This is a genomic window from Streptomyces sp. NBC_01092, from assembly GCF_045039535.1.
Classification (GTDB): Bacteria; Actinomycetota; Actinomycetes; order Streptomycetales; family Streptomycetaceae; genus Streptomyces.
In genome coordinates, this window is the sequence record NZ_CP108659.1 from 5,053,998 (window position 1) to 5,077,559 (window position 23,562).

The 23,562-nt window shown below is 70.1% G+C and carries 23 protein-coding genes; 12 read left to right on the plus strand and 11 right to left on the minus strand.

The annotated features are described in order from the left end of the window. Nucleotides 1-85: 85 nt before the first annotated feature. Nucleotides 86-787: a phosphate signaling complex protein PhoU gene (gene phoU / locus OG254_RS22720; RefSeq protein WP_405584656.1), complete on the plus strand. Its 702-nt coding sequence runs from the start codon at nucleotides 86-88 to the stop codon at nucleotides 785-787. A gap of 434 nt (nucleotides 788-1,221) precedes the next feature. Here phoU and OG254_RS22725 read toward each other — a convergent pair whose 3' ends face one another. After that, a complete protein-coding gene (locus OG254_RS22725; RefSeq protein ID WP_405584659.1) occupies nucleotides 1,222-1,506 on the minus strand; it encodes a hypothetical protein in 285 nt (94 codons plus the stop codon). A 121-nt stretch (nucleotides 1,507-1,627) separates the two neighbouring features. After that, the gene (locus tag OG254_RS22730; protein WP_405584662.1) at nucleotides 1,628-2,389 is read right to left on the minus strand and encodes a phosphoglyceromutase; all 762 of its coding nucleotides are present in this window, start codon (nucleotides 2,387-2,389) and stop codon (nucleotides 1,628-1,630) included. A gap of 173 nt (nucleotides 2,390-2,562) precedes the next feature. Between OG254_RS22730 and OG254_RS22735 the strand changes: the two genes are divergently transcribed. Together OG254_RS22735 and fxsT are read left to right on the plus strand one after the other, a co-directional pair. Then, on the plus strand, nucleotides 2,563-3,879 hold the full coding sequence (locus OG254_RS22735; protein ID WP_405584665.1) for an MDR family MFS transporter: 1,317 nt from the start codon (nucleotides 2,563-2,565) through the stop codon (nucleotides 3,877-3,879). 101 nt (nucleotides 3,880-3,980) lie between these two features. After that, complete coding sequence (fxsT, locus tag OG254_RS22740) at nucleotides 3,981-6,512, plus strand: FxSxx-COOH system tetratricopeptide repeat protein (RefSeq protein ID WP_405584668.1); 2,532 nt, start codon at nucleotides 3,981-3,983, stop codon at nucleotides 6,510-6,512. A 2-nt stretch (nucleotides 6,513-6,514) separates the two neighbouring features. Here fxsT and OG254_RS22745 read toward each other — a convergent pair whose 3' ends face one another. Further along, nucleotides 6,515-6,940: a DUF2000 family protein gene (locus tag OG254_RS22745; RefSeq protein WP_405584670.1), complete on the minus strand. Its 426-nt coding sequence runs from the start codon at nucleotides 6,938-6,940 to the stop codon at nucleotides 6,515-6,517. Nucleotides 6,941-6,989: 49 nt separating this feature from the next. Between OG254_RS22745 and OG254_RS22750 the strand changes: the two genes are divergently transcribed. Then, nucleotides 6,990-7,784: a helix-turn-helix domain-containing protein gene (locus OG254_RS22750; protein ID WP_405584673.1), complete on the plus strand. Its 795-nt coding sequence runs from the start codon at nucleotides 6,990-6,992 to the stop codon at nucleotides 7,782-7,784. Here OG254_RS22750 and OG254_RS22755 read toward each other — a convergent pair. From OG254_RS22755 to mshA, 3 genes are all read right to left on the minus strand, one after another. Beyond that, nucleotides 7,763-9,541, minus strand: coding sequence for a glycosyl hydrolase family 28-related protein (locus OG254_RS22755; protein ID WP_405584676.1), 1,779 nt, complete (start codon nucleotides 9,539-9,541; stop codon nucleotides 7,763-7,765). The genes OG254_RS22750 and OG254_RS22755 overlap by 22 nt on opposite strands. Nucleotides 9,542-9,685: 144 nt before the next feature. Next, nucleotides 9,686-10,195 carry a YbjN domain-containing protein gene (locus OG254_RS22760; protein ID WP_405584679.1) on the minus strand — a complete coding sequence of 170 codons (510 nt, stop codon included), beginning with the start codon at nucleotides 10,193-10,195 and terminating at the stop codon, nucleotides 9,686-9,688. Next, nucleotides 10,188-11,528, minus strand: a complete 1,341-nt coding sequence (gene mshA, locus OG254_RS22765; RefSeq protein ID WP_351197587.1) for a D-inositol-3-phosphate glycosyltransferase — start codon at nucleotides 11,526-11,528, stop codon at nucleotides 10,188-10,190. Before mshA ends, OG254_RS22760 begins: the two co-directional genes overlap by 8 nt. Before the next feature lie 415 nt (nucleotides 11,529-11,943). Here mshA and OG254_RS22770 point away from each other — a divergent pair, with 415 nt between their 5' ends. From OG254_RS22770 to OG254_RS22780, 3 genes are all read left to right on the plus strand, one after another. Then, the gene (locus OG254_RS22770; RefSeq protein ID WP_405584681.1) at nucleotides 11,944-12,735 is read left to right on the plus strand and encodes a class I SAM-dependent methyltransferase; all 792 of its coding nucleotides are present in this window, start codon (nucleotides 11,944-11,946) and stop codon (nucleotides 12,733-12,735) included. Nucleotides 12,736-12,954: 219 nt separating this feature from the next. Then, nucleotides 12,955-14,040 carry an NlpC/P60 family protein gene (locus OG254_RS22775; RefSeq protein WP_405584684.1) on the plus strand — a complete coding sequence of 362 codons (1,086 nt, stop codon included), beginning with the start codon at nucleotides 12,955-12,957 and terminating at the stop codon, nucleotides 14,038-14,040. Between the two features lie 284 nt (nucleotides 14,041-14,324). After that, nucleotides 14,325-15,623, plus strand: coding sequence for a PP2C family protein-serine/threonine phosphatase (locus tag OG254_RS22780; RefSeq protein WP_405584687.1), 1,299 nt, complete (start codon nucleotides 14,325-14,327; stop codon nucleotides 15,621-15,623). Nucleotides 15,624-15,766: 143 nt separating this feature from the next. Here OG254_RS22780 and OG254_RS22785 read toward each other — a convergent pair whose 3' ends face one another. The 3 genes from OG254_RS22785 to OG254_RS22795 form a co-directional block, all read right to left on the minus strand. After that, entirely contained in the window at nucleotides 15,767-16,102 is a 336-nt protein-coding gene (locus tag OG254_RS22785) for a DUF2516 family protein (RefSeq protein ID WP_351197625.1), read from the minus strand. 141 nt (nucleotides 16,103-16,243) lie between these two features. Beyond that, nucleotides 16,244-16,939, minus strand: coding sequence for a hypothetical protein (locus OG254_RS22790; RefSeq protein ID WP_405584689.1), 696 nt, complete (start codon nucleotides 16,937-16,939; stop codon nucleotides 16,244-16,246). 115 nt (nucleotides 16,940-17,054) lie between these two features. Further along, nucleotides 17,055-17,696: a helix-turn-helix domain-containing protein gene (locus tag OG254_RS22795; RefSeq protein ID WP_405584692.1), complete on the minus strand. Its 642-nt coding sequence runs from the start codon at nucleotides 17,694-17,696 to the stop codon at nucleotides 17,055-17,057. A 589-nt stretch (nucleotides 17,697-18,285) separates the two neighbouring features. Between OG254_RS22795 and OG254_RS22800 the strand changes: the two genes are divergently transcribed. Continuing rightward, nucleotides 18,286-19,200 carry a GNAT family N-acetyltransferase gene (locus OG254_RS22800; RefSeq protein ID WP_405584694.1) on the plus strand — a complete coding sequence of 305 codons (915 nt, stop codon included), beginning with the start codon at nucleotides 18,286-18,288 and terminating at the stop codon, nucleotides 19,198-19,200. Between the two features lie 356 nt (nucleotides 19,201-19,556). On the opposite strand, the gene OG254_RS22805 is transcribed toward OG254_RS22800, so the two are convergent. Beyond that, entirely contained in the window at nucleotides 19,557-20,108 is a 552-nt protein-coding gene (locus tag OG254_RS22805) for a hypothetical protein (RefSeq protein WP_405584697.1), read from the minus strand. A 492-nt stretch (nucleotides 20,109-20,600) separates the two neighbouring features. Here OG254_RS22805 and OG254_RS22810 point away from each other — a divergent pair, with 492 nt between their 5' ends. From OG254_RS22810 to OG254_RS22825, 4 genes are all read left to right on the plus strand, one after another. Continuing rightward, nucleotides 20,601-21,113 carry an NUDIX domain-containing protein gene (locus tag OG254_RS22810; protein ID WP_405595129.1) on the plus strand — a complete coding sequence of 171 codons (513 nt, stop codon included), beginning with the start codon at nucleotides 20,601-20,603 and terminating at the stop codon, nucleotides 21,111-21,113. An 80-nt stretch (nucleotides 21,114-21,193) separates the two neighbouring features. Next, a complete protein-coding gene (locus OG254_RS22815; RefSeq protein WP_405584699.1) occupies nucleotides 21,194-21,790 on the plus strand; it encodes a nucleotidyltransferase family protein in 597 nt (198 codons plus the stop codon). A 182-nt stretch (nucleotides 21,791-21,972) separates the two neighbouring features. Next, the gene (locus tag OG254_RS22820) at nucleotides 21,973-22,410 is read left to right on the plus strand and encodes a hypothetical protein (protein ID WP_405595131.1); all 438 of its coding nucleotides are present in this window, start codon (nucleotides 21,973-21,975) and stop codon (nucleotides 22,408-22,410) included. A 163-nt stretch (nucleotides 22,411-22,573) separates the two neighbouring features. Further along, nucleotides 22,574-22,720 carry a hypothetical protein gene (locus OG254_RS22825; RefSeq protein WP_405584702.1) on the plus strand — a complete coding sequence of 49 codons (147 nt, stop codon included), beginning with the start codon at nucleotides 22,574-22,576 and terminating at the stop codon, nucleotides 22,718-22,720. A gap of 4 nt (nucleotides 22,721-22,724) precedes the next feature. Here OG254_RS22825 and OG254_RS22830 read toward each other — a convergent pair whose 3' ends face one another. After that, nucleotides 22,725-23,528: an alpha/beta fold hydrolase gene (locus OG254_RS22830; RefSeq protein ID WP_405584705.1), complete on the minus strand. Its 804-nt coding sequence runs from the start codon at nucleotides 23,526-23,528 to the stop codon at nucleotides 22,725-22,727. Between the last annotated feature and the right edge of the window lie 34 nt (nucleotides 23,529-23,562).

Sequence of the window (23,562 nt, forward strand, 5' to 3'; positions counted from 1 at the left end):
GCATGACGGTAGGGCTGCCTGTCCCACGACAGGACAGTCTCCTGGCGCCCGGAACCCCCGAGGCATACGTAAGAGAGGGACCCTGATGCGGGACGCGTACCACGAGGAACTGGACTCGATCGGCGACAGTCTGGTGGAGATGGCCCGGCTGGTCGGGTCGGCGATCGGGCGCGCCACTGCGGCGATCCTCGACTCCGACCTGAAGCTGGCCGAGAGCGTGATCGAGGGCGACGAGAAGGTCGACGACCTTCAGCACGACCTGGAGGCCCGGGCCATAGCCCTGCTGGCGCGACAGCAGCCGGTGGCCACGGACCTGCGCATAGTCGTCACCTCGCTGCGGATGTCGGCGGACCTGGAGCGCTCGGGCGACCTGGCCCAGCACGTGGCGAAGCTCACGCGGCTGCGCTACCCCGCGCGCGCCATCCCGCAGGACCTGCACGCGACCATCCTGGAGATGGGCCAGCTGGCGCAGCGCCTGATGGCGAAGGCGGCCGAGGTGATCGTCTCGAAGGACGTCGACCTCGCGATGCAGCTGGAGCAGGACGACGACGCGATGGACCTCCTCCACCGCACGCTCTTCCAGCACCTGATGGACGAGCGCTGGAAGCACGGCATCGAGACGGCGGTCGACGTGACGCTGCTCGGCCGCTACTACGAGCGGTACGCCGACCACGCGGTGGCCGTGGCGAAGCGGGTGGTCTACCTGGTGACGGGTGAGCACGCAGACGAGCTTCAGCCCGACATCCAGCCGGACATTCAGCCGGTTTCGGGAGTGGAGGGGGCGTAGCTCCCCTTCGGGGTGCGGTCGGCGCGGGCCCGTGAGCGGGCTCGCGGAGAGCCGTTCGGGGCGCGTGCAAGCCTCTGTGCGCCGTTGATGCGCCCAGCTGGGCGGGCATGGAATGGGCACAGGCACCAGCCTCGAGGAGGGACCATGGCCGAATCCCCCAGCACTCCCGGCACCACGCCCGACCCCACCCAGGAACGCCCGACCGAGCAGCCCGCCGACATCAGGAGCCTCCCGCTCTTCGGCGCCTGCGGCTGCGGCTCGGGCTGCGGGTGCGGGTGCCAGTCGGGGAACCCTTGCCAGTGCGGGTGAGGGTGCAGGACGCGGCGGGTCCGCGGCGTACGACGCCGTGGATGCCGTAGATCTCGTACGACGGTGAGGGCCTCGGCGCGGATGACGCGCCGGGGCCCTTTGCCGTGCGGGGCCTTCAGGCGGGGCTAGTCCGCGACGATGCAGGCGACGGCGGTGATGACGGCACGGGGTTCCGATCCGGCTTCGGCGTAGTCGTCGAAGAGTCCGTACCCGGAGCTTGTGGCCGCCGGACTGGGTGTCGGCGCGGGTGGCACGGGGCACGCCCGGGGACTCGATGCCGACGGCTCCACGCGCGGGCGTGGGCCGGACGTCGGCTCGATCCCGTCGTTGATCGCCTCGGTGAACGACCACCCGGCGACAGCCAGCACGAGCCAGCCCCCGGCCAGCCAGGCCTTCATACGCCTGCTCATCCCGCCCCCACTCATAGACCTCACGGCAACCGGGCAGTTGACGGCCCGGAGTCGGCCCCGGCGCAGCGACAAGCCCCCTGCCCGTGGAGAGTGCACGGGCAGGGGGCTTGATCAGCTCGGGTTACTTCTTCTTGCCCTGGTTCTTGACCGCCTCGATGGCCGCCGCGGCCGCCTCCGGGTCCAGGTACTTGCCGCCGGGGGTCAGCGGCTTGAAGTTGGCGTCCAGTTCGTAGGACAGGGGGATGCCCGTCGGGATGTTCAGGCCGGAGATCGCCTCGTCGGAGATGCCGTCGAGGTGCTTGACCAGGCCGCGGAGGCTGTTGCCGTGGGCCGCGACCAGGACCGTACGGCCTGCCAGGAGATCCGGGACGATGCCGTCGTACCAGTACGGGAGCATGCGGACGACGACGTCCTTCAGGCACTCCGTGCGGGGGCGCAGCTCCGGGGGGATCGTCGCGTAGCGGGGGTCGTCCGACTGGGAGAACTCCGTGCCGTCCTCGAGCGGGGGCGGCGGGGTGTCGTACGAGCGGCGCCACAGCATGAACTGGTCCTCGCCGAACTCGGCGAGGGTCTGGGCCTTGTCCTTGCCCTGGAGGGCGCCGTAGTGGCGCTCGTTCAAGCGCCAGCTGCGGTGGACCGGGATCCAGTGACGGTCGGCCGCCTCCAGCGCCAGCTGCGCCGTGCGGATCGCGCGCTTCTGGAGTGACGTGTGGACCACGTCGGGGAGAAGGTCGGCGTCCTTCAGGAGCTCGCCACCGCGGACTGCCTCCTTCTCGCCCTTCTCGTTGAGGTTCACGTCCACCCAACCGGTGAACAGGTTCTTCGCGTTCCACTCGCTCTCGCCGTGACGGAGGAGGATCAGCTTGTACGGTGCGTCGGCCATGCGTCCGAGCGTAATCCAAGGCTTTGGCCCGGTGCGCGCCCCTCCCGAAGGGCGGACGGTTGACGGGATCTGTTAATTGAGTGGCTGCCGCGAAGGGCGCGCTTGTAAGTTGCCGATACCGCCTGAGCTTCTTACATCCGGTGCTGGTGCCGGCTACATCCGTGGGGACCCGTATGTCACTCGCCGCCCTGAGGCGCGCCACCCGAGAGACCGTATCCGGGCTCCCCCGCGAGTTCTGGTGGCTGTGGACGAGCACGTTGGTCAACCGGCTCGGCGCCTTCGTCGCCACCTTCATGGCCCTGTACCTCACCCTCGACCGCGGCTACTCCGCCTCCTACGCCGGCCTGGTCGCCGCGCTGTACGGACTCGGCGGGGTCGTCTCCTCGATCGGGGCCGGGGTCATGACCGACCGGCTCGGGCGGCGGCCGACCCTGCTCGTGGCGCAGGCCTCCACCGCCGTGTCCGTGGCCGTGCTCGGGTTCATGCACCACCCCGTCGCCATCGCCGGCGTCGCCTTCGTCGTCGGCGCGGCCTCCAACGCCTCCCGGCCCGCCGTGCAGGCGATGATGGCCGACATCGTGCGCCCCGAGGACCGGGTACGCGCCTTCTCGCTCAACTACTGGGCCATCAACCTCGGCTTCGCCATCTCCTCCATGGCCGCCGGCTTCATCGCCGAGGTCAGCTACCTCGCCGGGTTCCTGATCGAGGCGGGCATGACGGCCGTCTGCGCGGTCGTGGTGTTCGTGAAGCTGCCGGAGTCCCGGCCCGTGCGGACGGAGACGGAGAAGGCCGACGAAGAGGTCGGGCTCAGGACCGTGCTGCGCGACAGGCGTTTCATGGCCGTCGTCGGACTGTCCTTCCTCGTCGCCCTCGTCTTCCAGCAAGGCTCGGTGGGGCTGCCGATCGCGATGGGCGACGCCGGGTTCTCGCCCGCCGACTACGGCCTCGCCATCGCCGTCAACGGCGTCCTGATCGTCGCGCTGCAGATCCCGGTCACGCGGTTCATCGACCGCCGGGACACGAGGAAGATCCTCATCGTGTCGTCCCTGTTCGCCGGCTACGGCTTCGGCCTCACCGCCTTCGCCGGTTCGGTCGGCGTCATCGCGCTGACGGTGTGCGTCTGGACGCTCGGCGAAATGCTGAACGCCCCCACCCAGACCGGCCTCGTCGTCCGCCTCTCCCCCGCCCAGGGGCGTGGCCGCTACCAGGGCATGTACACCCTGTCCTGGTCGGTCGCGGCTCTGGTCGCACCCCTGATGTCCGGCTTCGTCATCGACCGCTTCGGCGCCGAGTGGCTCTGGGCCCTGTGCGCGGTCACCGGGACGGCGGCCGCCATCGGATACGGCGCCCTGACGCGCCGCCTTCCGACAGAGGACCGGGCCGAGACCCCGGCCGAGACCCCGGCGACCACCAAGGCCGACGTCAGCCCCGAAGTCAGCCCCGTCGTCGGCCCCGTCGTCGGCACGGAGCCCGACGTCCGTACGGCCTGATCCCCGGTCTCGCACCGACTGCCTGCTGAGCCCGCATTCCACGGGGTATACAAGGAGGCGCGGTACGGGGGCCGTTGGGGCCGCTGGGGTGGGAGACGGGCATGACCGACAGTTCCGGGTTGATCTTCGTCAGCCATGCCGGGCACGACGGCCAGTGGGCGGAGTGGGTGGCCTGGCACCTCCAGGAGGCCGGGTACGCGATCGAACTCGACCTCTGGCACTGGCGCACCGGCGAGGACTTCGTGCGGAAGATGAACGACGCGCTGGAGCGGGCGTCCGCCGTCGTCGCCCTGTTCTCCCCCCAGTACTTCGCCCCGGGCCGGTACACCGAGGAGGAGTGGACCTCCGCCGTGGCCGGCCGGGACCGCTTCGTACCGCTGGTCGTCGAGCCCCTGGAAGCGGGGCAGTTACCCGCGATCCTGCGGCCCCGCATCCGCCGGGAGCTGCATGACCTGGAAGAGGCGGCGGCCCTCGAAGCCCTGCTGGAAGCGGTGCGCGGGCGGGAGATCCCGACGACCTCGCCGACCTTCCCCGGCAAGGCGGGAAAGGGGTCGCGAGGCAGCAGGCGCACCGGTTCGTCCGTACCCCAGGGCCTCCAGCCGCGCTTCCCGTCCGCCCTCCACGACCCCGCCGTATGGGACGTACGACAGCGGGGGCGCAACCCGCACTTCACCGGCCGCGACGAGATCATCGAGAAGGTGCGCCGCGGTCTGCTCGGCGAACGCCGGGCCGCGGTACGGGTGCTGCACGGGCCGGGCGGGGTCGGCAAGACCCAGATGGCCCTGGAGTACGCGCACCGCTTCGCCGGGCAGTACGACCTGGTGTGGTGGGTCGACGCCGAGCAGCCCGAGCAGGTGCCGGCCCGGTACGCGGAACTCGCGGCCCGCGTCGACGTGGCCAAGCCGGACGCCGGTGCCGAGATCAACGCCCGGTACGCCCTGGAACACCTGCGCACCAGCGACCGGTGGCTCATCGTCCTGGACAACGCCGAGGACCCGCGGCAGCTGCGCACCTGGTTGCCGGAGGGCTCCGGCCATGTGCTCATCACGGCGCGCGACCCGGCCTGGAGCAAGGTCGTGCCGGGTCTCGCCCTGGGGGTGTTCAGCCGCGAGGAGTCACTCGGCTACCTCAACCGTCAACTGCCCACGCTCAGCACCGGGACGGCGGACGCGCTGGCCGACGCCCTCGGCGATCTGCCGCTCGCGCTGGCGCATGCCGCGGGCGCGCTCGGCGAGGGGACACCGCCCGACCACTACCTCCAGCTGCTCAGGACCAACACCGCCGAACTCCTCAACGACGGGGAGGTCTACGACTATCCGGTCTCGGTGGCGGCCACCGTCACCATCGCCGCCGAACGCCTGGACGCGGGCCGTCCGGAGGCGGCGGCTCTGCTGCGCCTGGCGGCGTTCCTCGGGCCCGAGCCCATCCCGACGAAGTGGCTCGTCGAGGCCCGCGGGGCGCTGACCAGCGTGCCGGGGGACCCGAACGACTTCCGCTGGCCGCGGAACGCGCTCCAGCCGCTCGCCCAGTACGGGTTGGCGGTCGTCGGGCCCGACGCGTTTCAGGTGCACCGGCTTACGCAGGCGGTGGTGCGGCATGCCGGCGGCGCCGGGACCGGGGACACAGTGCAGGACGTGGCAGCGCTGTTGGCTGCCATCGATCCCGGGGACCCGGAGCTGCCGGAGGCCTGGCCGGAATGGGCATCGCTCACCCAGCACTTGACGGCGACGCTGGACGCGATGATCGACAGGGCGGAGCTGCGACCGACCTTGCTGAAGGCCGCCCGGTACCTCGCCCGCAACGCGCAGCCCGAGGCGGCTCTCGGCCTTTCCGAGATCTTGCACGCGAAGTGGAAGGCGTCCCTGGGCGAGGACGATCCCGACACGCTGCGCGCGGCGCACATGGTGGCCCTGGCCCTGCACGACATGGACTCGTACGAGGAGTTCTTGTCTCTCGTCGAGGACCTCCTGGAGAGGCGTCTCAGACTGCTCGGGAAAGACCATCCCGACACACTGAGTACGACCCACGACGTGGGTGTCGCCCTGCTCAACCTGGGCAGATACGTCGAGGCATACGCCATCCTCCAGGACGCCGCGGCACGACGTCAGTCGAGACTCGGCGAAGACCACGTCGAGGCCCTCTTCTCCGTCGCCAGTACCGGGGCCGCCCTGATCGAGCTCGATCGGCTCGATGAAGCCCACCGCGTGCTGACGGACGCACTGGCCCGATACCAACGCACACTGAACGAGCACCATCCCGCTGCCCTGGAAGCGAAGGGCTACTTGGGCCAGACCATGGCTCGTCTCGGCAGAGATGTCGAGGCCCTCGACATCAAGGCAGAGGTTCTGGCGCTGCGCCGGCAGTTGCTGGGCGACAGACACCGGAGCACGCTCTTCAGCGCCGACAGCCTCGGCGTGACTCTCATCGACATCGGCCGGTACGCCGAGGCGGAGCGTCTCCTGCAATCCGCAAGAACCCGCGTCCGCGAAACTCTCGGCACCGACCACGCCCTGTACAGGAGCATCACCCTCGGTCTGGCCCAGGCCCTGACCCGCCAGGGCAAAACCCACGACGCCCAGCGCCTGCGCACCTCCCTCAACCGGAAGCAGCTCCCGAAGAAGCGCCCCCGCTGACCTCACGGATGCATCCGCGCCCCCTTGATCACCTTGTCCACCCCATTCCGCGGCCCGTACACCGCCAGCCCCACCAGATCCAGCTCCCCCGTGCCCACGGCCCGCACCGCCGCCCGGTTGTCGCGGTCGTTGCCGGTGGTGAAGAGGTCGGAGGTGAAGAGAGCGCGCGGGAGGGAACGGGAGATCACACGCGCGTGGGCCGCCGTCAGCGTCTCCTTCGTGGCCTCGAAGACCAGGACCGGCTGGCGGAACATCGGCAGGTAGGGAACGTCGTCCGCGTCCTCGTAGGGGTCGCCGATCACCTCCGGGACCTGCGTTCCCAGGCCGCTGACCAGGAACGCGGTGACGTTCAGCCGTTGCCAGGGCTCCAGGTCCTCGCGCAGCAGGACGGCGATCTTGGTGTCGAATCGGATCGGTTCGTTGCTCATGGACCGAGACTGCCGGGCGCCGTACGACAGCGTCTTGTACGTTCTTTGCATGGCACCGCAGCGTGATGTCTCCGCCTGGCGCCCGCACGTCCCGGGCGTCGTGGAGGTCTTCCACGCGCACTTCACCGAGTACGCGTATCCGATGCATGTGCACGAGGCCTGGACGCTGCTCATCGTCGACGACGGCGCCGTACGGTACGACCTGGAGCGCCATGAGCACGGCACGCCGCTCGACACGGTGTCCCTGCTGCCTCCGCACGTCCCGCACAACGGCTCCCCCGCCACCCCGGACGGCTTCCGCAAGCGGGTGCTCTATCTCGACAGCACGCGGCTCGGCGAGGACCTGATCGGCCCGGCGGTGGACTCCCCCGACCTCCGGGATCCGGTGCTCCGGCGGCGGGTCGGCCAGTTGCACGCCGCGCTCGGCCACCCCGGCGACGAGTTGGAGGCGGAGAGCAGGCTGACCCTCGTCGGAGAGCGGCTGCGCGAGCACCTGCGGGCGCGGTCGGTCGCCGGGGAGCGACGTGACCCCGCCCTCGCCCGCGAGCTCCGTGAGCTCCTGGACGCACGCGTCGCCCAGGGCCTCACCCTCGACGAGGCCGCCCGGCTGCTGCACGCCCATCCCGCCCACCTGGTACGGGCGTTCAGCACCGCCTTCGGCATCGCCCCGCACCAGTACCTCAACTCCCGCCGCGTCGAGAGCGCCCGCGCCCTGCTGCTGGGCGGGGCGAGCCCGGCCGAAACGGCGACCGCGACCGGGTTCTACGACCAGGCCCATCTGACGCGGCACTTCAAGAGGTTGGTCGGGGTGCCGCCGGGGCGCTATCGCAGCAGCGCGCGCTGAGCGTCGTACAGATTGCGCGGTTGTACGACGTCCGTCGTGCCGTACAGCTCCAGGCGGGAGTGGAGGTCGCCCGCGAAGTCGGGGACGTCGATCTGGTCGAACTCCCTGACCTCGTTCAGGCCGACGGTGGCGGAGTACGGGGCCAGGCCGTCGAGGCGGATCATGCCCGCGCGGCCGTTCGTGACCCGGATGTTCCAGTGGGTGAAACGTGCGCCGAACAGGGGGCCCGCGCTGGCGTCGCCGCCGTGGCGGCCGTTGTTGTCGACGGTGATGTCGGTGCGGACGTTGGCGAAGGGCAGGCCGCGGTGGCTGTCGAAGGTGCCCATCCGCATGTCGCCGCGTGACCAGACGTTGTGGGAGGACAGGCCCTCGACGTTGATGCCGTGCAGCTGGGTGCCCGCGGGGGCCGGGGTCGTGCGGGCCTCGATGGTGAAGTCCTCGATCAGGTTGTCGTGCGAGCCCTCGCGGCAGAAGTAGGGGTGGTGGCTGCCGCGGCCCGCCACGCGCGTGTGCCGGAGCGTGCAGGCGGAGGCCGCCACCAGGCCGAAGCCGTTGTCGACGTGGCGGACCGTCACGTCGTCGGCCCAGCAGTCGTAGGCGCACTGGAAGACGACTCCGTTGTGGCCCTTGTCGAGGAGGTGGGGCTGTTGTGGGGTCTCCACCGCCTCCAGGGTCAGGCCCTCGACGCCCGATCCGGTCAGTTCGCCGACGTGGGTGGTCAGTCGGGGGTCCCACTCGGGGCGCAGGTCCAGCGGGAGCGGTCGTTCGAGGGTGACCTTGCGGCCCTGGACGCGGGTGATGCGGACCGGCCATTCGTAGGGAACGTACGACGTCAGTTTCGTCTTGTCGTCCCAGGTGTACGCCTCGGCGCCCGGGCCGCCGCCGCACATGTGCTCCAGCAGGGTGTGGTCGGCGTCGTCGGCGAGGCGGAGCAGGACCAGCGCGCCGGGGCGCAGTGCCGAGGGGTCGGCGACCGTCACCGTCCACGAGCCCTGGCGCGCCGGGGCGAGTGTCGTGAGGGTGCGCCACTCGTCGCGGCGGTTTCCGGTCCAGCCCTCGAACGGCCAGGCCTTCGCCCTGATCGCGGCCACGAGGGAGTCCCAACGGGCCGTCGGGGCCAGCCAGATGAGGCCGCCCGCCCAGGACCAGGACGACTTGTCGCCGCCGTAGCGGGAGCCGTAGGGGCCGATCAGTTCGGTGAGGTTGCGCGTCGCGTGGAGCTTGGTGCGGGTGCTGCCGGCGCCGCGGAGGACCACGTTCGAGTGGCCGATGCGGATGACGTCGTCGATGCGGAACGTGCCGGGCGGGATGGTGACCGTGCCACCGCCGGCCTTTCCGGCGGCGGCGATGGCACGGTTGATCGCGGGGGCGGAGTCGGTCGTGCCGTCCGCCACGGCGCCGAAGTCGCGTACGTCGGCCACGACGCGGGGGCGGGGAAAGCGGGAGGCTCCGCCGCGGTGGCCGGCCCGGCCGATGCAGGGGATCTGGGGGTGGGTGAAGGGGGTGCGGGTGAACTCATGCCAGAGGGAAGGGACTTCGGAGGCTTCGGGGACTCCGGAGGCGATGGGCGCTTCGGGGGCTATGGAGGCTTCGGGGGCTATGGAGGCTTCGGGGGCTATGGAGGCTTCGGGGGCTATAGGGGCGATAGGGACTTCGGGGGCGCCGGGGGCCGCCTGTGCCGTGCCGGTCGCTGCCGCGAGTGCCACGGCCGTGGCTCCGCCCAGCAGGGTTCGTCTGGTGAGGTGCGCATTGCCCATGGTCCGTGCGTCCTTCCCATGCGGCTCTTCATGGATGTGAACGACGTTCAGAAGTGCGATGGGCGCGAGCATGCCACGGCCCCTCACGAGTACGGAAGGGGTCGTGCGGGATGAGTTGGTGCGGACCTTTTCCAGGTCCTTACGTCACTCCGAGGGCCGCTGGATCAGATGGGTGAACGCGTCCAGGTTCCGCGTCGACTCGCCGCGCGCCACGCGCCACTCGTACTCCTTGCGGATCGCGGACGCGAAACCGAGCTCCAGGAGGGTGTTGAAGGCGCCGTCCGCCGCCTCCAGGACCTGGCCGAGGAGGCGGTCGATCTCGTCGGCCGTGACGCCGGCGAGCGGGAGCTTCGCGGTGACGTAGATGTCGCCGAGCCGGTCCACGGCGTAGCTCACGCCGTAGAGCTTGAGGTTGCGCTCCAGGAGCCAGCGGTGGACGCCGGGTTCGTTCTCGTCGGGGTGGCGGATGACGAAGGCGTTCAGCGACAGGGAGTGGCGGCCGACGAGCAGGGACACGGTCGTCGAGAGCTTGCGCGTGCCGGGGAGCTTGACGACGTAGTTGCCGGGGGCGGGGCTCTCCCACTCCAGGTCGGCGTCCTTCAGGGCCCCCTCGACGACCTGCGCCGCCCGCTGTACGTCCTGTGCGTCACCCATGGTGGGAGCGTACGCGACGGCGGTGGGCCTGGGCCGCGGCCGTGTAGACGTCCGCCGTGGCGGCCGCCGAGGTGTCCCAGCCGAAGGACTGGGCGTGCCGGGAGGCCGCCTCGCCCATGCGGGTGGCCAGGTGCGGGTCGTCGGCGAAGGCGTGCAGCACGCGCGCGTACTCGGCGGGGTTGTGGCCCTGGACCAGGAATCCGGTACGGCCGTCCCGGACCGCGACCGGCAGGCCGCCGACCGCTGCGGCCAGTACGGGTGTGCCGGCCGCCTGCGCCTCGATGGCCACCAGCCCGAAGGACTCACTGTACGACGGCATGACCAGCACCGATGCCGCCCGGAACCAGTCGGCGAGCTGCTCCTGGCCGACGGGCGGGCGGAACCGTACGACATCCGCGACGCCCAGGCGGGCGGCGAGCTTTTGCAGGCCCTCCGGCTTGGCGAGGCCGCTGCCGCTGGGGCCGCCGACGATCGGGACGACGATCCGGGAGCGCAGCTCGGGGTGCTCGTCGAGGAGGACCGCCACCGCGCGCAGCAGGACGTCCGGGGCCTTCAGGGGCTGGATGCGGCCGGCGAAGAGCGGGATCAGGGCGTCCTGCGGGAGGCCGAGGCGGGCGCGGGCTGCGGCTCGGCCGTCGGCGGGCGAGAAGCGGGTGAGGTTCACGCCGGGGTGAACCACGGCGACCTTGTCGCGGGCGGCCGCGTAGTGCCGTACGAGTTCTTCGGCCTCCTCGGCGGTGTTGGCGATGAGGCGGTCCGCGGCGGCGACGATCTGGGTCTCGCCGATGACCCGGGCGGCGGGTTCGGGGGTGTCGCCGTCGGCGAGGTTGGCGTTCTTGACCTTGGCCATGGTGTGCATGGCGTGCACCAGGGGGGCGCCCCAGCGCTGAGCTGCCAGCCAGCCGACGTGGCCGGAGAGCCAGTAGTGGGAGTGGACCAGGTCGTAGTAGCCGGGGCGGTGGCCGGCCCAGGCCTGCATCACACCGTGGGTGAAGGCGCAGAGCTGGGCGGGGAGGTCCTCCTTGTTGAGGCCCTCGTAGGGGCCGGCGTCGATGTGGCGGACGAGGACGCCGGGGGCCAGTTCCACGGTGGGAGGGAGGTCGGTGGCGGTGGTGCGGGTGAAGATCTCGACCTCGATGTTGATCGCGGCGAGGCGCTGCGCCAGCTCCACGATGTAGACGTTCATGCCGCCGGCGTCGCCGGTGCCGGGCTGGTGGAGCGGGGAGGTGTGCACGCTGAGCATGGCTACGCGGCGGGGGCGGCGGTGGAGCCTGAGCCGTGAGGGGGCCGCCGCCTGGGAGCGGTGCCTGAGCCTGCTGACGTACTGGCTCACGTGGCGGTCCTCCTTGGCTGCGGGCATGCCGGACGGAGGGTTGAGCGCCCTCCAAGGCGGTGCAACGCCGGAGGGCTGGGTTCCCATTCCTGGTGGGGTGGTTTTTGCCTAGGAATTACCGGGGGTCGCTCAACTGTTCGGGGTCTGGGTGCGTGGGCGTGAGCGCGGGCATGCCTGCGGCGGCCTGTGCCGGTTCGGTGGGGGTTCGCGTTGCGCACCACCCGTGCGTCGGGGGTCGGGGCCGTGCCGGGGGGTGTCCGTCCTCGGTCGGGCGGTTGCTGTTGGGCAGGGAGGCTGTCGTTTCTTGACGCCCGCCGCTGCGGGCGGACACCCCCCGGCACGTCCCCTGCTCGCCGTTGCGCCAGTGCGGGTGGCACGACCTTCCCGTCAGAGCGGGGCGCATACCCTCGTATGCATGAATGCCCGCGCCTCCCGCCCCGTGGGAACGGTGACACGCGGGACCACCAACCCCAATCGGCTGCGCCGTATGGATCGCTGGATCGCTCATACGCAGGGGCGCGAGCTTCGTCGGGTTGCGGATGCCGTTGCTGTTGATCTCGGGTACGGCGCTGCCCCCTGGACCGCCGTCGAGTTGTTGGGGCGGCTGCGGGTCGTTGCGCCTCGGGTGACGGTGGTCGGGCTGGAGATCGAGCCGGCTCGGGTTGCCGCCGCCAAGCCGTATGAGCGGGAGGGGCTCGTTTTTCGGCACGGCGGGTTCGAGGTTCCGATTCCGCAGCGGCCGGTGCTCGTGCGGGCCGCGAATGTGTTGCGGCAGTACGAGGAGGGGGAGGTCGCCGGGGCCTGGGAGCGGCTGTGTGCTCGGCTGGCGCCGGGCGGGCTGCTCGTGGAGGGGACCTGTGACGAGATCGGGCGCCGACATGTGTGGGTCGCGCTCGGGCCGGAGGGGCCGCGGACGGTGACGTTCGCCGCGCGGCTGGGGTCGCTGGAGCGGCCGTCGGATCTCGCCGAGCGGCTGCCCAAGGCGCTCATCCATCGCAATGTGCCCGGTGAACCGGTCCATGCGTTTCTGCGGGACTTCGACCGCGCCTGGGCGGCCGCGGCGCCCTACGCCTCGTACGGTGCCCGGCAGCGCTGGATCCGGGCGGTGCGGGATCTCGCGGGCGACTGGCCGGTGTCCGACGGGCCGGGGCGGTGGCGGCAGGGGGAAGTGACCGTGCGGTGGGAGGCGTTGGCGCCCCGGACATAGGTCACCCTTGTCTCGTTTCCGGCGCTTTCCCTCTCGTTTCCCCCGTCGACCGCGGATCACGGAACGATCTCCGCGAGTCGTTCGTCACAAAGGTGGGGAGATCGTCATGACGGGGAGTGAATGGGGGGAAGCAGACCTCTGTCGCTTTGCGCGCCGTCGTGGCACGATCCCCCGGACGCTCGTAAGTTACTGACGAGACATCAGTTTGGGGGCACGAGTATGGGTACGGGCAAGCGCGGCCTGCTCATGATGGCCGTGACCGTCGTCTGCGCGGTCACCGTACTGGCGGCACCGGGCACCGCCTTCGCGGCACCCTCCCCCTCACCGACCCCGAGCGCCTCACCCTCTTCTTCACCGACCCCCGTGTCGAACAAGGAGCTTGAGGAAGTCCGCAAGAAGCTGGAGAAGCTCTACCACTCCGCGGCCGTCGCCACCGACCAGTACAACGCCGCCGAGGAGGCGGCCGAGAAGCAGTCCGCCGAGATCGTCTCGCTGGCCAAGAAGATCGTCAGGGGGCAGGAGAAGCTCGCCGAGCTGAAGGAGCGGGCCGGCTCCGCTGCCGCCGCTCAGTATCGGCTGGGCGGGTTGCCCGACGAGGCGAAGTTGATGCTGAGTGACGATCCGCGGACCTTCCTCGACGGGGCCGGGCGAGTGATTCAGGGGCAGCGCGCCACCAAGGGGCTGCTGGCGGAAATGACGCGCACCCAGCAGGACTTGGAGCAGTACTCCAGGGACGCCTCCGCCCAGTGGCAGAAGCTGGAGGCCGGGCGCAAGGCCAAGGCCGCCGCCCAGAAGAAGATCGAGAAGCAGATCAAGGCGGCCGAACAGCTGGAGTCCCAGCTGGAGAAGGAGCAGCTGGAGCGGCTCAAGAAGCTGGAGGAGGAGGCCGCCTACAAGGCGCAGACCGCCTGGCTGGACTCCGGCGCACTGAAGGACGTCAAGGGCAAGGCGTCCGAGCAGGGGCGAAAGGCCGTCAAGTATGCCGGTGCACAGTTGGGCAAACTGTATGAATGGGGTGCGGAGGGGCCCAAGACGTATGACTGTTCAGGGTTGACGTCTCAGGCCTGGGCCAGTGCCGGGAGCGGGATTCCGCGGACCTCGCAGGAGCAGTGGAAGCAGCTCAAGCGCATCGACATCAAGGACATGCGACCCGGCGACCTCATCATCTACAACGACGACGCGAGCCATGTCGCCATGTACATCGGCGACGGCGCCATCATCCACGCCCCGCGTCCGGGGCGGACGGTGACGATCGCGGGGGCCGGGTCGATGCCGATCCTCGGGGTGGTTCGGCCCGATGCGTGAGGATTCAGGGCGTCTTGTGACCTGCGGGCCGTGACTCGGCCCACGTGACCCACCCCACGTCACATCGCCACCAAACGCCGCGTTGACGTGACGTTCGTCATCCTTGCCGGTGCGCCGCCCTGTCCAACTGCGGTATGGAACGCGGCATATGACAGCGGCCAGCCTCCACCCGGCGTGCTCCACACCATTCCGCTGCGGCGCCGACACCCGCTATGGTCCCCGTCGGTGGATCGAGACCCCTCGTTCCCACCATGCCCTCGGGGGGAGGGAAGGAACTCAACACGATGCCCGTACCCGTACCGCGGCAGAGAGCGATCCCGGCCGTGGAGACTGGTCAGGCGCCGGCCGCGTCCCCAGGCGGCACCTCTCGGGAGGTGGCCCTGCGTCAGCGTGAAGCGGTCGAGAACACCGCCCCTAACAACCTGACGCTGCTGCTGATCGAGGACGATCCCGGCGGCTCCGCGATGGTGCCCGAGCTGCACGACTCGGCCGGCAGGCCGATCCGTGTGCGCACCGCCCGCAACCTCACCGAGGCCGAGCGGCTGCTCACCGACGACGTCCACTGCATCCTGCTGGACCTCGCGCTGGCGGCGCCCGGCCGGGTCGCGGACGACGAGCTGGCCGTACTCCGGCACGTCCTGGAGATCGCGCCCCGGCACGCCGTCCTCGCGCTCACCGCCTCCGGTGACGCCGAGCGCGGCGCCGAAGCCGTGCGCGTCGGCGCGCAGGACTACCTCTTCCGGGACGAACTGGACGGGCGGCTGCTGAGCCGTGCGATCCGCTACGCCGTGGAGAGGAAACGTTCCGACACGGCCGAGCGGCGGCTCGCCGAGGGCCGGCTGCGGGCGCAGGAGAACCGGCGTCTGGAGCGCGGTCTGCTGCCGACGCCGCTGCTGGAGGGCTCGTCGCTGCGGTTCGCCGCGCGCTACCGGCCCGGGCGTTCGCGTGCCCTGCTGGGCGGTGACTTCTACGACGTCGTCCGCACCGCCGACGGCACCGTGCACGCCATGATCGGCGACGTCTGCGGGCATGGGCCGGACGAGGCCGCCCTCGGTGTGGAGCTGCGGATCGCCTGGCGGGCGCTGACGCTGGCCGGGCTGTGCGGGGACGCGCTGCTGGGAACGCTGCAGAAGGTTCTTGAGCACGAGCGGGCCGACGACGAGATCTTCGCGACCCTCTGCACGGTGGACATCGCGCCGGACGGCAGGCGAGCGGGGCTGTGCCTGGCGGGGCATCCGTCGCCTCTGCTGGCCCGGCCCGGGCGGCCTGCGCAGCTGCTGCCGTACGACAACAACGGGCCCGCGCTCGGTCTGCTGCCCGGGGCACGGTGGCCTCGGATGGAGGTCAAGCTGGGCGCCGAGTGGAGTCTGATGCTCTACACCGACGGCTTGATCGAGGGCTACGTCGGCCAGGGCCGGGAGCGGCTCGGGCAGGACGGCATGGTGGAGATGGTCCGGCGGCAGCTGTCCGAGGGGCTGCGCGGGGAGGCGTTGCTTCGGGCGGCCGTCAATGAGGTTCGGGACCTCAATGGCGGGGAGCTGACGGATGACGTGGCTGTGCTTTTGCTGGATCGGGGGGTCTGAGCGGGGCGGTTGCGCTGCGCTCCGCTGCGGCCCCGCGCCCCTGGGGCGTTGCCCCCTAGGGGCGTTGTCGATCAGCTAGGCACGTTGTTGATCAGCTAGGGCGTTGTTGATCAGCCGTGGGGCGTTGTTGATCAGCCGCGTGATCAGCGGCCGCCGTTCCAGGGACCGTAGGGGCCGTCGCTGCTGGAGCCGCCGCGCCTGCTGCGGCCGCCGCCCGGGAGGTTCTTGATGTTGGGGCGGACATCGACCATGTACACGATGGTCGCGATGAGGCCGATGATCGGCAGGAACGACAGGATGTTGAAGATCAGGTTCACCACGAAGGCGAGGCCGAGGACGATCAGCCAGAAGGCCTTGGTCTGCTTGTCCGCGGCGCGGTAGGCGTCCTCACGGCGGATGGCCGCGTCGATCAGCGCGAAGCCGCTGAAAAGGATCAGGGCCATGCTCAGCAGCCACATGAACCCCGCGAAGCCCTGCATCAGCACAACGTCCACCACCCGAATCGGCTCGTACCTACGCGGTCACCGTACCCGCAACCGCAGGACCGCTACCCGAACAACGGGCCGAGCACTCGCTAAGTGCCCGGCCCGTGTCGGCCCGTCCCTTTTCACCCGTCCGTGTTACTTGGCGGGCGGGGTCGTCTTCTTGGCGGTGGCCTTGCGCGCCGGAGCCTTCTTGGCCGGCGCCGGCTTCTTCGCCGGGGCGGCCTCGGCGGCGGGCTTGGTCTCGGCCGGCTTGGCCTCGGCCTTGTCGTCCTTGACCTCGACCGGATCGGCCTTGGGCTCGACGACGACGGCGAGCTCCTCGATCTCCTCGGCCGCCTCGCCACGCCAGGTCTTCACGGTCTGCTCGCCGTGCTCGGCGACCTTCTCGTAGGTCTCACGGGCCTTGACGGCGTACTCGGCGGCGACGCCGAGGGTGCGCAGCGCGAGGTCCTGGGCGCTCTCGCCGAACTTCTTCAGGTCGGCGTCGATGCTGCTGCCGAACTTCTTGAAGTCGGTGTCGAGGTTGCTGCCGAACTTCTTGATGTCGGCGTCCAGGCTGGTGACGAACTCGTTGACCTTGGTCTGGAGGGTCTCCTGGGCCTCCTTGGCCTTGGCGCTCGCCTCCTTGGCACGGCTGGTGGCCTTCTCCTGGACGGCCTTCGGGTCGGTGCTGCGTACGGCCTCGAACCGGGCCGGGGCCTCGGCGCGCAGCTGCTCCACCAGGGCGGGCACCTTCCTGGCCTGCTGGAGGGCCAGGTCGGCGGTGCCGGCGGCGAAGTAGAGCGGGGTCGGGTCGCTGAGGGTCTTACGCAGGTCGTCGGTGATGGCCATGGTGAGGGTCCTCCCGGGTTGCTTCGAGGTGAGGGTTTTGGTCCCCGCGGTCGGCCGGACGGCTGACGGCTGATGTGTGCTCGCCGATGCGCGTCGCGCGTACGGCGGCTCTTGGTCAGCCGGCCGACTGCTGCGGGTCGGTCGGGTTCTCCGGGTCGGCGTCGCTGCCGTCGGACGTACGGGTCGTGCGGGTGTTGCGGGTCGTGCGGGTCGTCCGGCTACGGCGCGCGGCGGGCTCTCGGTCGCCGTCGGCCGTGCTGTTCTTGCGGGTCTTACGGCTTCGGCGTACGTCGGCGTCGTCGGACTCGCCGTCGCTCTGCGGGGCGTCCGGATCCGAGCCGGCGGACCGGACGGCCTCCACCACGGCTTCGGCCTCGGCTTCGGCGTCGGCCTCCTCGGGGGATATCCCGAACCCGTTCTCCTTGCGGAAGGATTCGTAGATCTGGAGCAGCACCTGCTTCTGCCGCTCGTTGAGCGTGGGATCGGCGAGGATGACGGCGCGCGTCTCCACCTCGTCCCGGTCCCGCTCGGCGTCGAGGATGCCGGCCCGGACGTACAGCGTCTCGGCGGAGATCCGCAGTGCCTTGGCGACCTGCTGCAACACCTCCGCGCTCGGCTTGCGCAGCCCGCGCTCGATCTGGCTCAGATACGGATTGGACACCCCGGCGGCGTCGGCGAGCTGCCGCAACGACAGCTGCGCTGTGCGCCGCTGTTCGCGCAGATACTCACCGAGATTGCCGACGTTGAGCGATGCCATGCCTCCACCTTGCCGCACCCCCGCTAACTATTGCAAGCACCCGCTTGCAAAAGTGCGCCACGCCACGTCAATGTCGGAGGGGCTTGCGATGGTCGTGGTGCATCTCGCTGAAGGTGCACCGGTCTCGGTCTATCTGAACCATCTGATCGCGCGCCTCAGTCAACCTTGGCCATCTGCTGATCTGCCTCGCTCTTTCTGATCCACCGCTGAGTCCGGCTGCCTACGGCCGTCCCACCTGGTCAGCGCCGAGTGGAGGTGCCTGGTGGAGGCGGGGACTTCTGGCTGGAGCACATCGACGCCCAGGGCGAGTCGCACGGTGGGCCGCTCGAGGTGATGTGGCGGGCCCGGTTCGAGACGGCCGGGCAGGTACGTGCGTTTCCGTCCTGGCGGGGCAGCGCAACTTGGCGGGCTGGTACTGGGCCGCGACCTGCGCTGACCTCGTGGGTTACGAGTCCTCGGGGGTGTCGCCGGTTCACCTCGCCTGCGGCGCACCTCCGTGGTGCGATGGAACGGGGGTAGGAAGGGGAGAGTGATGGTCCCACCAGCAGCGGAGCGCAAGAGTGGCGCGGTCCCGGTATCAGTCCGCCCGTTGGGTGAGACGGACCTGGATCGGGCCGATGAGATCTGCAGGGCCGCCTTCGGGACCTTCCTGGGGGCACCTGATCCGTTCGGGACCGTCGACTACGTCCGCACCCGCTGGGCGGCCGATCCACCGGCGGCGTTCGCAGCGACGGTCGAGGGCGAAGTGGTTGGATCGAACTTCGCCACCAACTGGGGCAGCGTCGGGTTCTTCGGACCGCTGACCGTACGTCCGGATCTGTGGGACCAGGGCATCGGCAGGCGTCTGATGGAGCCGGTCATCGACTGCTTCGACGCCTGGGGGAATCGCCACCTCGGCCTGTTCACCTTCGCGCACAGTCCCAAGCATCTTGAGCTCTACCGCCGGTACGGCTTCTGGCCCCGATTCCTCACATCCATCATGAAGAAGCAGGTCACAGACGGTGCCGCAGTCCCCGGCCGGGTGCTCTACGGCGAACTGCCCGCCGCCGAGCGGCCCGACGCGCTGAGCCTCTGTCGCGCACTGACCGAAGCCGTGTACGAGGGCCTGAGCCTGGAACGCGAGATCGTGGCCGCGCACGCCCAGGGACTCGGTGACACCATCCTGCTCCATGGCGCCGGCTCCGAGCTCGACGGCCTGGCCGTCTGCCACTGCGGAGCCGGGTCGGAGGCCGGCGTGGACGTGTGCTTCGTCAAATTCGGCGCCGTACGTCCTGGTCCGGAGGCCGCCGACCGGTTCGAGCGACTGCTCGACGCGTGCGAGCGGCTGGCCGCCGAGCGCGGGCTGGGGCAACTGGACGCCGGCATGAACCTGGGTCGCCCGGATGCCTACCGGCGCATGATCGACCGCGGTTTCCGCACCTGGTTGCAGGGCGTGACCATGCACAGGCCCAACGAACCCGGGTACAGCCACCCGGACGCGTATGTGATCGACGACTGGCGTTGACCAACCACCGCGCTCGGCCCGCCAGGAAGGCTCGGTGCTGTCAGAACCCGTGAATATTCCGAGCGAGTGCCGACGGCAAGACACCTCCTGGGCCACTGTCGAAGTGCTGTCCGTCCGTTCCTGCGGATAAAGCCAATCCCGTAAGCCTCCATGGCGACATAGTCGAGCCACTCCCACCCGGGCCAGTCGCCGTTCCATACCTCCCGCGGACGGCCCAGCAGGCCCTGGACCTCCGGGGTGGCGGCCAGGGCATCGGGTTCAGCTGTCCGTTGCCAATGAATCCGGCCCGTTGCAGGCAGCGGGGCTCAACAGTTGCTCACCCTGCGCTCGGCTACATCTTCAAACAGGGCGCTGTTTCAAGACCCTGTGATTCGGCTGCGCGGGAAGCGGTGCCGCCGGTAGTAGGAGACGGTGACGGCGGCGAGTAGGGGGCCCCACAGGACGAGCGGTTGATAGAGGATGCCGACCACGAGGTCGCCGGTCTCCGTCATGTCATCGTGCGGGTACGTCCACCACCAGGGAACATTGGCCCACATCACGGTCAGTGCCACCGCGCCGAGGGCGGCTGGGACGACGGCGGCCACCGGGCGCACGGTTCGCCCTCCGATCAGCGGTATCCAGCGCGGCACGACCTCGCCCCAGGGCCGCACCAGACCGATCGTCAGGAAGGCGAGAAGCTCACTGACCACGCTCAGTGTCAGCATCCAGACCTTCGCGCCGAGCGTTTCGAAGTCCGCGAAGCTCTCGTCCAGGTAGCCGGCCGGATAGCCGAGCACCAGGGCGATCCGCCACAGCCCGCTCGGCAGTACAACCAGCGCGGTCAGATGCGCGGCCCAGATCGCCCAACGGGGCGGCGGTGCAACGGAGTCTGCGGCCGTGGCGGCGTCCAGAGTGCTCATGCGGCTCATCCTGCTGCCCCACCCGTCGCGTTCCATCAGCCTCTGCGCCTGCTCCAAGCGGTCCGCCGGGCTGACGCCTGGCCTGCGTGATCGGCCGCGAGGCGGACTGACCGTCAGACTTCGAAGCGATGTGCGCAGCAACGCTGCTCGGCATGCTGGCCGACCCTGCTTGGCGAGCACGACGAGCCCCACGCCGATGGGTGAACCTCGGCCAGCACCGACGCCCGATCCACGCCGCCTGCACAGAGCCCGAACGTCGGCTCGACGTCCCCACCCTCCGAGAGAAGAACCGCTGGGCCGCCCGTCATCCGAGCCGCTCCAGCAGAACTGACAAAGCGCAGCTCGGAGGCGCTTCATCAATTCAGATCTCCTGGGAACGGACAACGATAGGTGTCGTACTGCGCGACAACTGTTGTCATCGGCGCCCGACCTCCTGGTGCAGGCACTCTTGGGCCGGCCTCCGCGAGTCGCCGGGAAGCAGCGTTGTCGGTGGGCTCTGCCATGGTGTGCGTCGTGGATGAGCTGGTGGAGCGTGTCGACGGTCAAGATCGTGTGCTGGGGGTGGTCAGCCGTCGGCAGGCCATCCGGGAGGGGTGGCTGCACCGGGTCGCCTCGACGGTGTGTCGTGATGAGCGTGGCCGGATCCTCGTCCACCGGCGGTCGGAGCGGGTGTCGCGCTTCCCCGGGCTCTATGAGGTCGTGGTCGGTGGCGCCGTGGATGTCGGCGAGTCCTATGAACAGGCCGCCGCGCGGGAGCTGGCCGAAGAGCTGGGCATTCGTGTGCTGCCGCGCTTGCTGTTCACGTTCATCAATCGCAGCGGATTGAGCCCTCACTGGCTCGGCGTGCACGAAGCCGTCGTGCCGGACACCGTGGCCGCCGATCCTGATGAGGTCGCCTGGCATGGCCGGCTGGCCGAGCCGGAGCTGCGGTCGGCCCTGCTGGAATGGCGCTTCACCCCCGACAGCCATGAAGCCTTCAGCCGGTATCTCGCGTTCCGGACCGCGCGGTCCTGACCTTGCTCGCTTCTCGGGCGGGGCGTCTGCTTGCGGCCAACGCGCCTGGTGAGAGCGGCTGTTCGTGATAGGGAGTACGGATGTTTGGTCGACTCCCGCTCGGTGAGCAGCTCGATGGCTTGCAGTCCGTGCTCTCCCAGAACGAGGTCCTGACCGACGTGATGACCAGGGCAGCGACGTTGGAGCTGCCCGGCTGGTATGTGACGGCGGGCTGCCTGTTCCAGACGGTGTGGAACGTGGTCACCGACAGGCCCCCGACCAGCGGCATCAAGGACTACGACATCTTCTACTTCGACGGCACCGACCTCTCCTGGGAGGCTGAGGATGCCGTGATCAGGGCAGGGCAGGAGGTGTTCGCTGGGCTGCCGGCCGAGGTGGAGATCCGCAACGAGGCCCGCGTGCATCTCTGGTACGAGCAGAAATTCGGCGTGTCCTGCCCGCCTCACGAGTCCACCGAGGCAGCGATCGACTCGTTCGCTGCGACGACGTGCTGTCTGGGGGTGCGGCTGGAGTCCGGCGGAGGGTGGCGCGTCTATGCGCCCCACGGGCTCTCCGACGTGTTCAACCTTGTGGTCCGGCCCAACCCGGTGCTTGCCCCGCGGGAGGTCTATGAGGCCAAGGCGGCGCGCTGGAGGGACGAGTGGCCGGAGCTCACGGTCCTGCCGTGGCCGAGCTGACGCTCGGATGAGAGTGGCCAATAGGCAAGTTCCTCTCCGGCGGGCCAGTTGTCCTTGACGGCGGCGCCCAGCCGCGCTCCGTTTGGCCGGCGACAGGCAGGGCGGTGTCAGTGGTCGCCCCTACGCTTTCTCCCATCGCCGACGATCAAGGGGAGGTTCGTGTGGGCGCCGAGGGCGGCACGATGGAGCGCATCGAGGAAGCCATGGGGCTCCAGCAGGCGGGCGATGTCGAGGGGGCCCGGCACTTGTTCGCCGAGGTCTGGAGCGACATCACGCCGGACGGTGATCCTTTTCATCGCTGCGTCCTCGCTCACTACATGGCCGACCTCCAGGAGGACCCGCAGGACGAGCTCGCCTGGGACCTGCGGGCTTGGGAGGCGGCCGGGGCCGTGACCGACCAGCGGGTCAAGGCGCACGACGCGTCGCTGGCGATACGGGGGTTCTACCCGTCCCTGCACCTCAACCTCGCCGCGGACTACCGCAAACTGGGGGACGGTCACCGCGCCCGCACCCACCTGGCCAAGGCACAGCATCACCTCGACGCGCTGAACGACGACGGCTATGGGCAAGGCATCCGAGCGGCGGTGGAGCGGCTGGCTTGCGAGATCGGTGCCTCGTGATCCGACCCGGCGGGCGGTCTGCGCGGCTCGGGGCGGAGTCCGTCGTGGTGGAGTCGGCGCGACCGAGCGGCTGAACCCGTCGGCCGAGCGGCGTGTCCGGGCGGGTGGGGCCGTCGGCTCGACGCAGGGTGGTCGGGATCGCCGTCGTCGAGGAGGCATCGTGATGCGTCGTGTCGTCGCTGCCCTGGCCACTGTCGTCGCCGGGCTGATGCTGGTCGCGGTACCGGCCGCGGCCGCGGATTGGGACGGGCAGGGAAACATCGAGCGGAACGAGTGGAACATCCCGCTCACCAACCTCCGCGTGCTGTAGCCGGCTATGTGCGGCTGCCGTCGAGGAACTCGCCCACCATCGGCAGCAGCAGCGACGTCCGTCGCATCAGGGTCATGTGCGTCGTCGCGGGCAGGACCGCCAGCCGGGACCGGGGGATCAGGCGCTGCATCTCCGCCGCGTGCTCCACGCGTACGAAGTCGGAGTCGCCGATGACCAGCAGCGTGGGTGCCTGCACCGTGCGCAGGTCGTCGGCGGTCCAGGGCAGCGGGGCGTTCGCCGCGACCGAGATCTTGCCGAGGAAGTCCTGGAAGTGCTCGGGATGCGGCGCGCACGCCGCGTACGCCTCGGCCATCTCCTGGAAGTCGGCCTGGTCGGGCAGCCGTGGCGAGGCGAAGTCGCCGGCGTGGACCTCGTCGTGGATGCCGTCCTGGTGGTACTGGGTCGCGGCGAGCACCAGCCGTCCCACGCGGCCGGGGTGCCTGATGCCGATCTCCAGCGCGGTCAGCCCGCCGAGGCTGTACCCGAGGAAGTCGGCCCGCTGGATGCCGAGCTCGTCGAGCAGTGCCACCACGTCGGAGGCCAGGTTCGGCACGGTCAGGTCGCGGTCGGTGTCGGCGGTGTGCCCGTGCCCCTGGAGTTCGGGCGCCACGATGTGCCGGTCGGCCGCCAAGGCGGGCAGCACGGCGGCGAAGGACAGATCGACGGTGGTGACGCCCCCGTGCAGCAGCACCAGCGGAAGCCGGGCGTCGGTACCGGTATCTCGGGCACCGGCGTCCCGGGCGGCGCCGTGCACCTCGTAGTACATCTCCACGCCGTTGACCTTGGCGTACGCGGAGCTGGTGGGCATGGCCATCACAACCTTCCGGTTCTCGCAGGAGCCT

What these genes read in the sequence shown, in the direction of transcription:
- fxsT (WP_405584668.1), top strand. Translation starts at nt 3,981, where the DNA reads ATGACCGACAGTTCCGGGTTGATCTTCGTCAGCCATGCCGGGCACGAC.
- OG254_RS22820 (WP_405595131.1), top strand. Translation starts at nt 21,973, where the DNA reads ATGGAGCGCATCGAGGAAGCCATGGGGCTCCAGCAGGCGGGCGATGTC.
- OG254_RS22755 (WP_405584676.1), bottom strand. Translation starts at nt 9,541, where the DNA reads ATGGGCAATGCGCACCTCACCAGACGAACCCTGCTGGGCGGAGCCACG.
- phoU (WP_405584656.1), top strand. Translation starts at nt 86, where the DNA reads ATGCGGGACGCGTACCACGAGGAACTGGACTCGATCGGCGACAGTCTG.
- OG254_RS22785 (WP_351197625.1), bottom strand. Translation starts at nt 16,102, where the DNA reads ATGCAGGGCTTCGCGGGGTTCATGTGGCTGCTGAGCATGGCCCTGATC.
- OG254_RS22805 (WP_405584697.1), bottom strand. Translation starts at nt 20,108, where the DNA reads ATGAGCCGCATGAGCACTCTGGACGCCGCCACGGCCGCAGACTCCGTT.
- OG254_RS22725 (WP_405584659.1), bottom strand. Translation starts at nt 1,506, where the DNA reads ATGAGCAGGCGTATGAAGGCCTGGCTGGCCGGGGGCTGGCTCGTGCTG.
- OG254_RS22790 (WP_405584689.1), bottom strand. Translation starts at nt 16,939, where the DNA reads ATGGCCATCACCGACGACCTGCGTAAGACCCTCAGCGACCCGACCCCG.
- OG254_RS22830 (WP_405584705.1), bottom strand. Translation starts at nt 23,528, where the DNA reads ATGCCCACCAGCTCCGCGTACGCCAAGGTCAACGGCGTGGAGATGTAC.
- OG254_RS22730 (WP_405584662.1), bottom strand. Translation starts at nt 2,389, where the DNA reads ATGGCCGACGCACCGTACAAGCTGATCCTCCTCCGTCACGGCGAGAGC.
- OG254_RS22795 (WP_405584692.1), bottom strand. Translation starts at nt 17,696, where the DNA reads ATGGCATCGCTCAACGTCGGCAATCTCGGTGAGTATCTGCGCGAACAG.
- OG254_RS22815 (WP_405584699.1), top strand. Translation starts at nt 21,194, where the DNA reads ATGTTTGGTCGACTCCCGCTCGGTGAGCAGCTCGATGGCTTGCAGTCC.
- OG254_RS22745 (WP_405584670.1), bottom strand. Translation starts at nt 6,940, where the DNA reads ATGAGCAACGAACCGATCCGATTCGACACCAAGATCGCCGTCCTGCTG.
- OG254_RS22760 (WP_405584679.1), bottom strand. Translation starts at nt 10,195, where the DNA reads ATGGGTGACGCACAGGACGTACAGCGGGCGGCGCAGGTCGTCGAGGGG.
- OG254_RS22750 (WP_405584673.1), top strand. Translation starts at nt 6,990, where the DNA reads ATGGCACCGCAGCGTGATGTCTCCGCCTGGCGCCCGCACGTCCCGGGC.
- OG254_RS22825 (WP_405584702.1), top strand. Translation starts at nt 22,574, where the DNA reads ATGCGTCGTGTCGTCGCTGCCCTGGCCACTGTCGTCGCCGGGCTGATG.
- OG254_RS22810 (WP_405595129.1), top strand. Translation starts at nt 20,601, where the DNA reads ATGGTGTGCGTCGTGGATGAGCTGGTGGAGCGTGTCGACGGTCAAGAT.
- OG254_RS22775 (WP_405584684.1), top strand. Translation starts at nt 12,955, where the DNA reads ATGGGTACGGGCAAGCGCGGCCTGCTCATGATGGCCGTGACCGTCGTC.
- OG254_RS22770 (WP_405584681.1), top strand. Translation starts at nt 11,944, where the DNA reads ATGAATGCCCGCGCCTCCCGCCCCGTGGGAACGGTGACACGCGGGACC.
- OG254_RS22780 (WP_405584687.1), top strand. Translation starts at nt 14,325, where the DNA reads ATGCCCGTACCCGTACCGCGGCAGAGAGCGATCCCGGCCGTGGAGACT.
- OG254_RS22735 (WP_405584665.1), top strand. Translation starts at nt 2,563, where the DNA reads ATGTCACTCGCCGCCCTGAGGCGCGCCACCCGAGAGACCGTATCCGGG.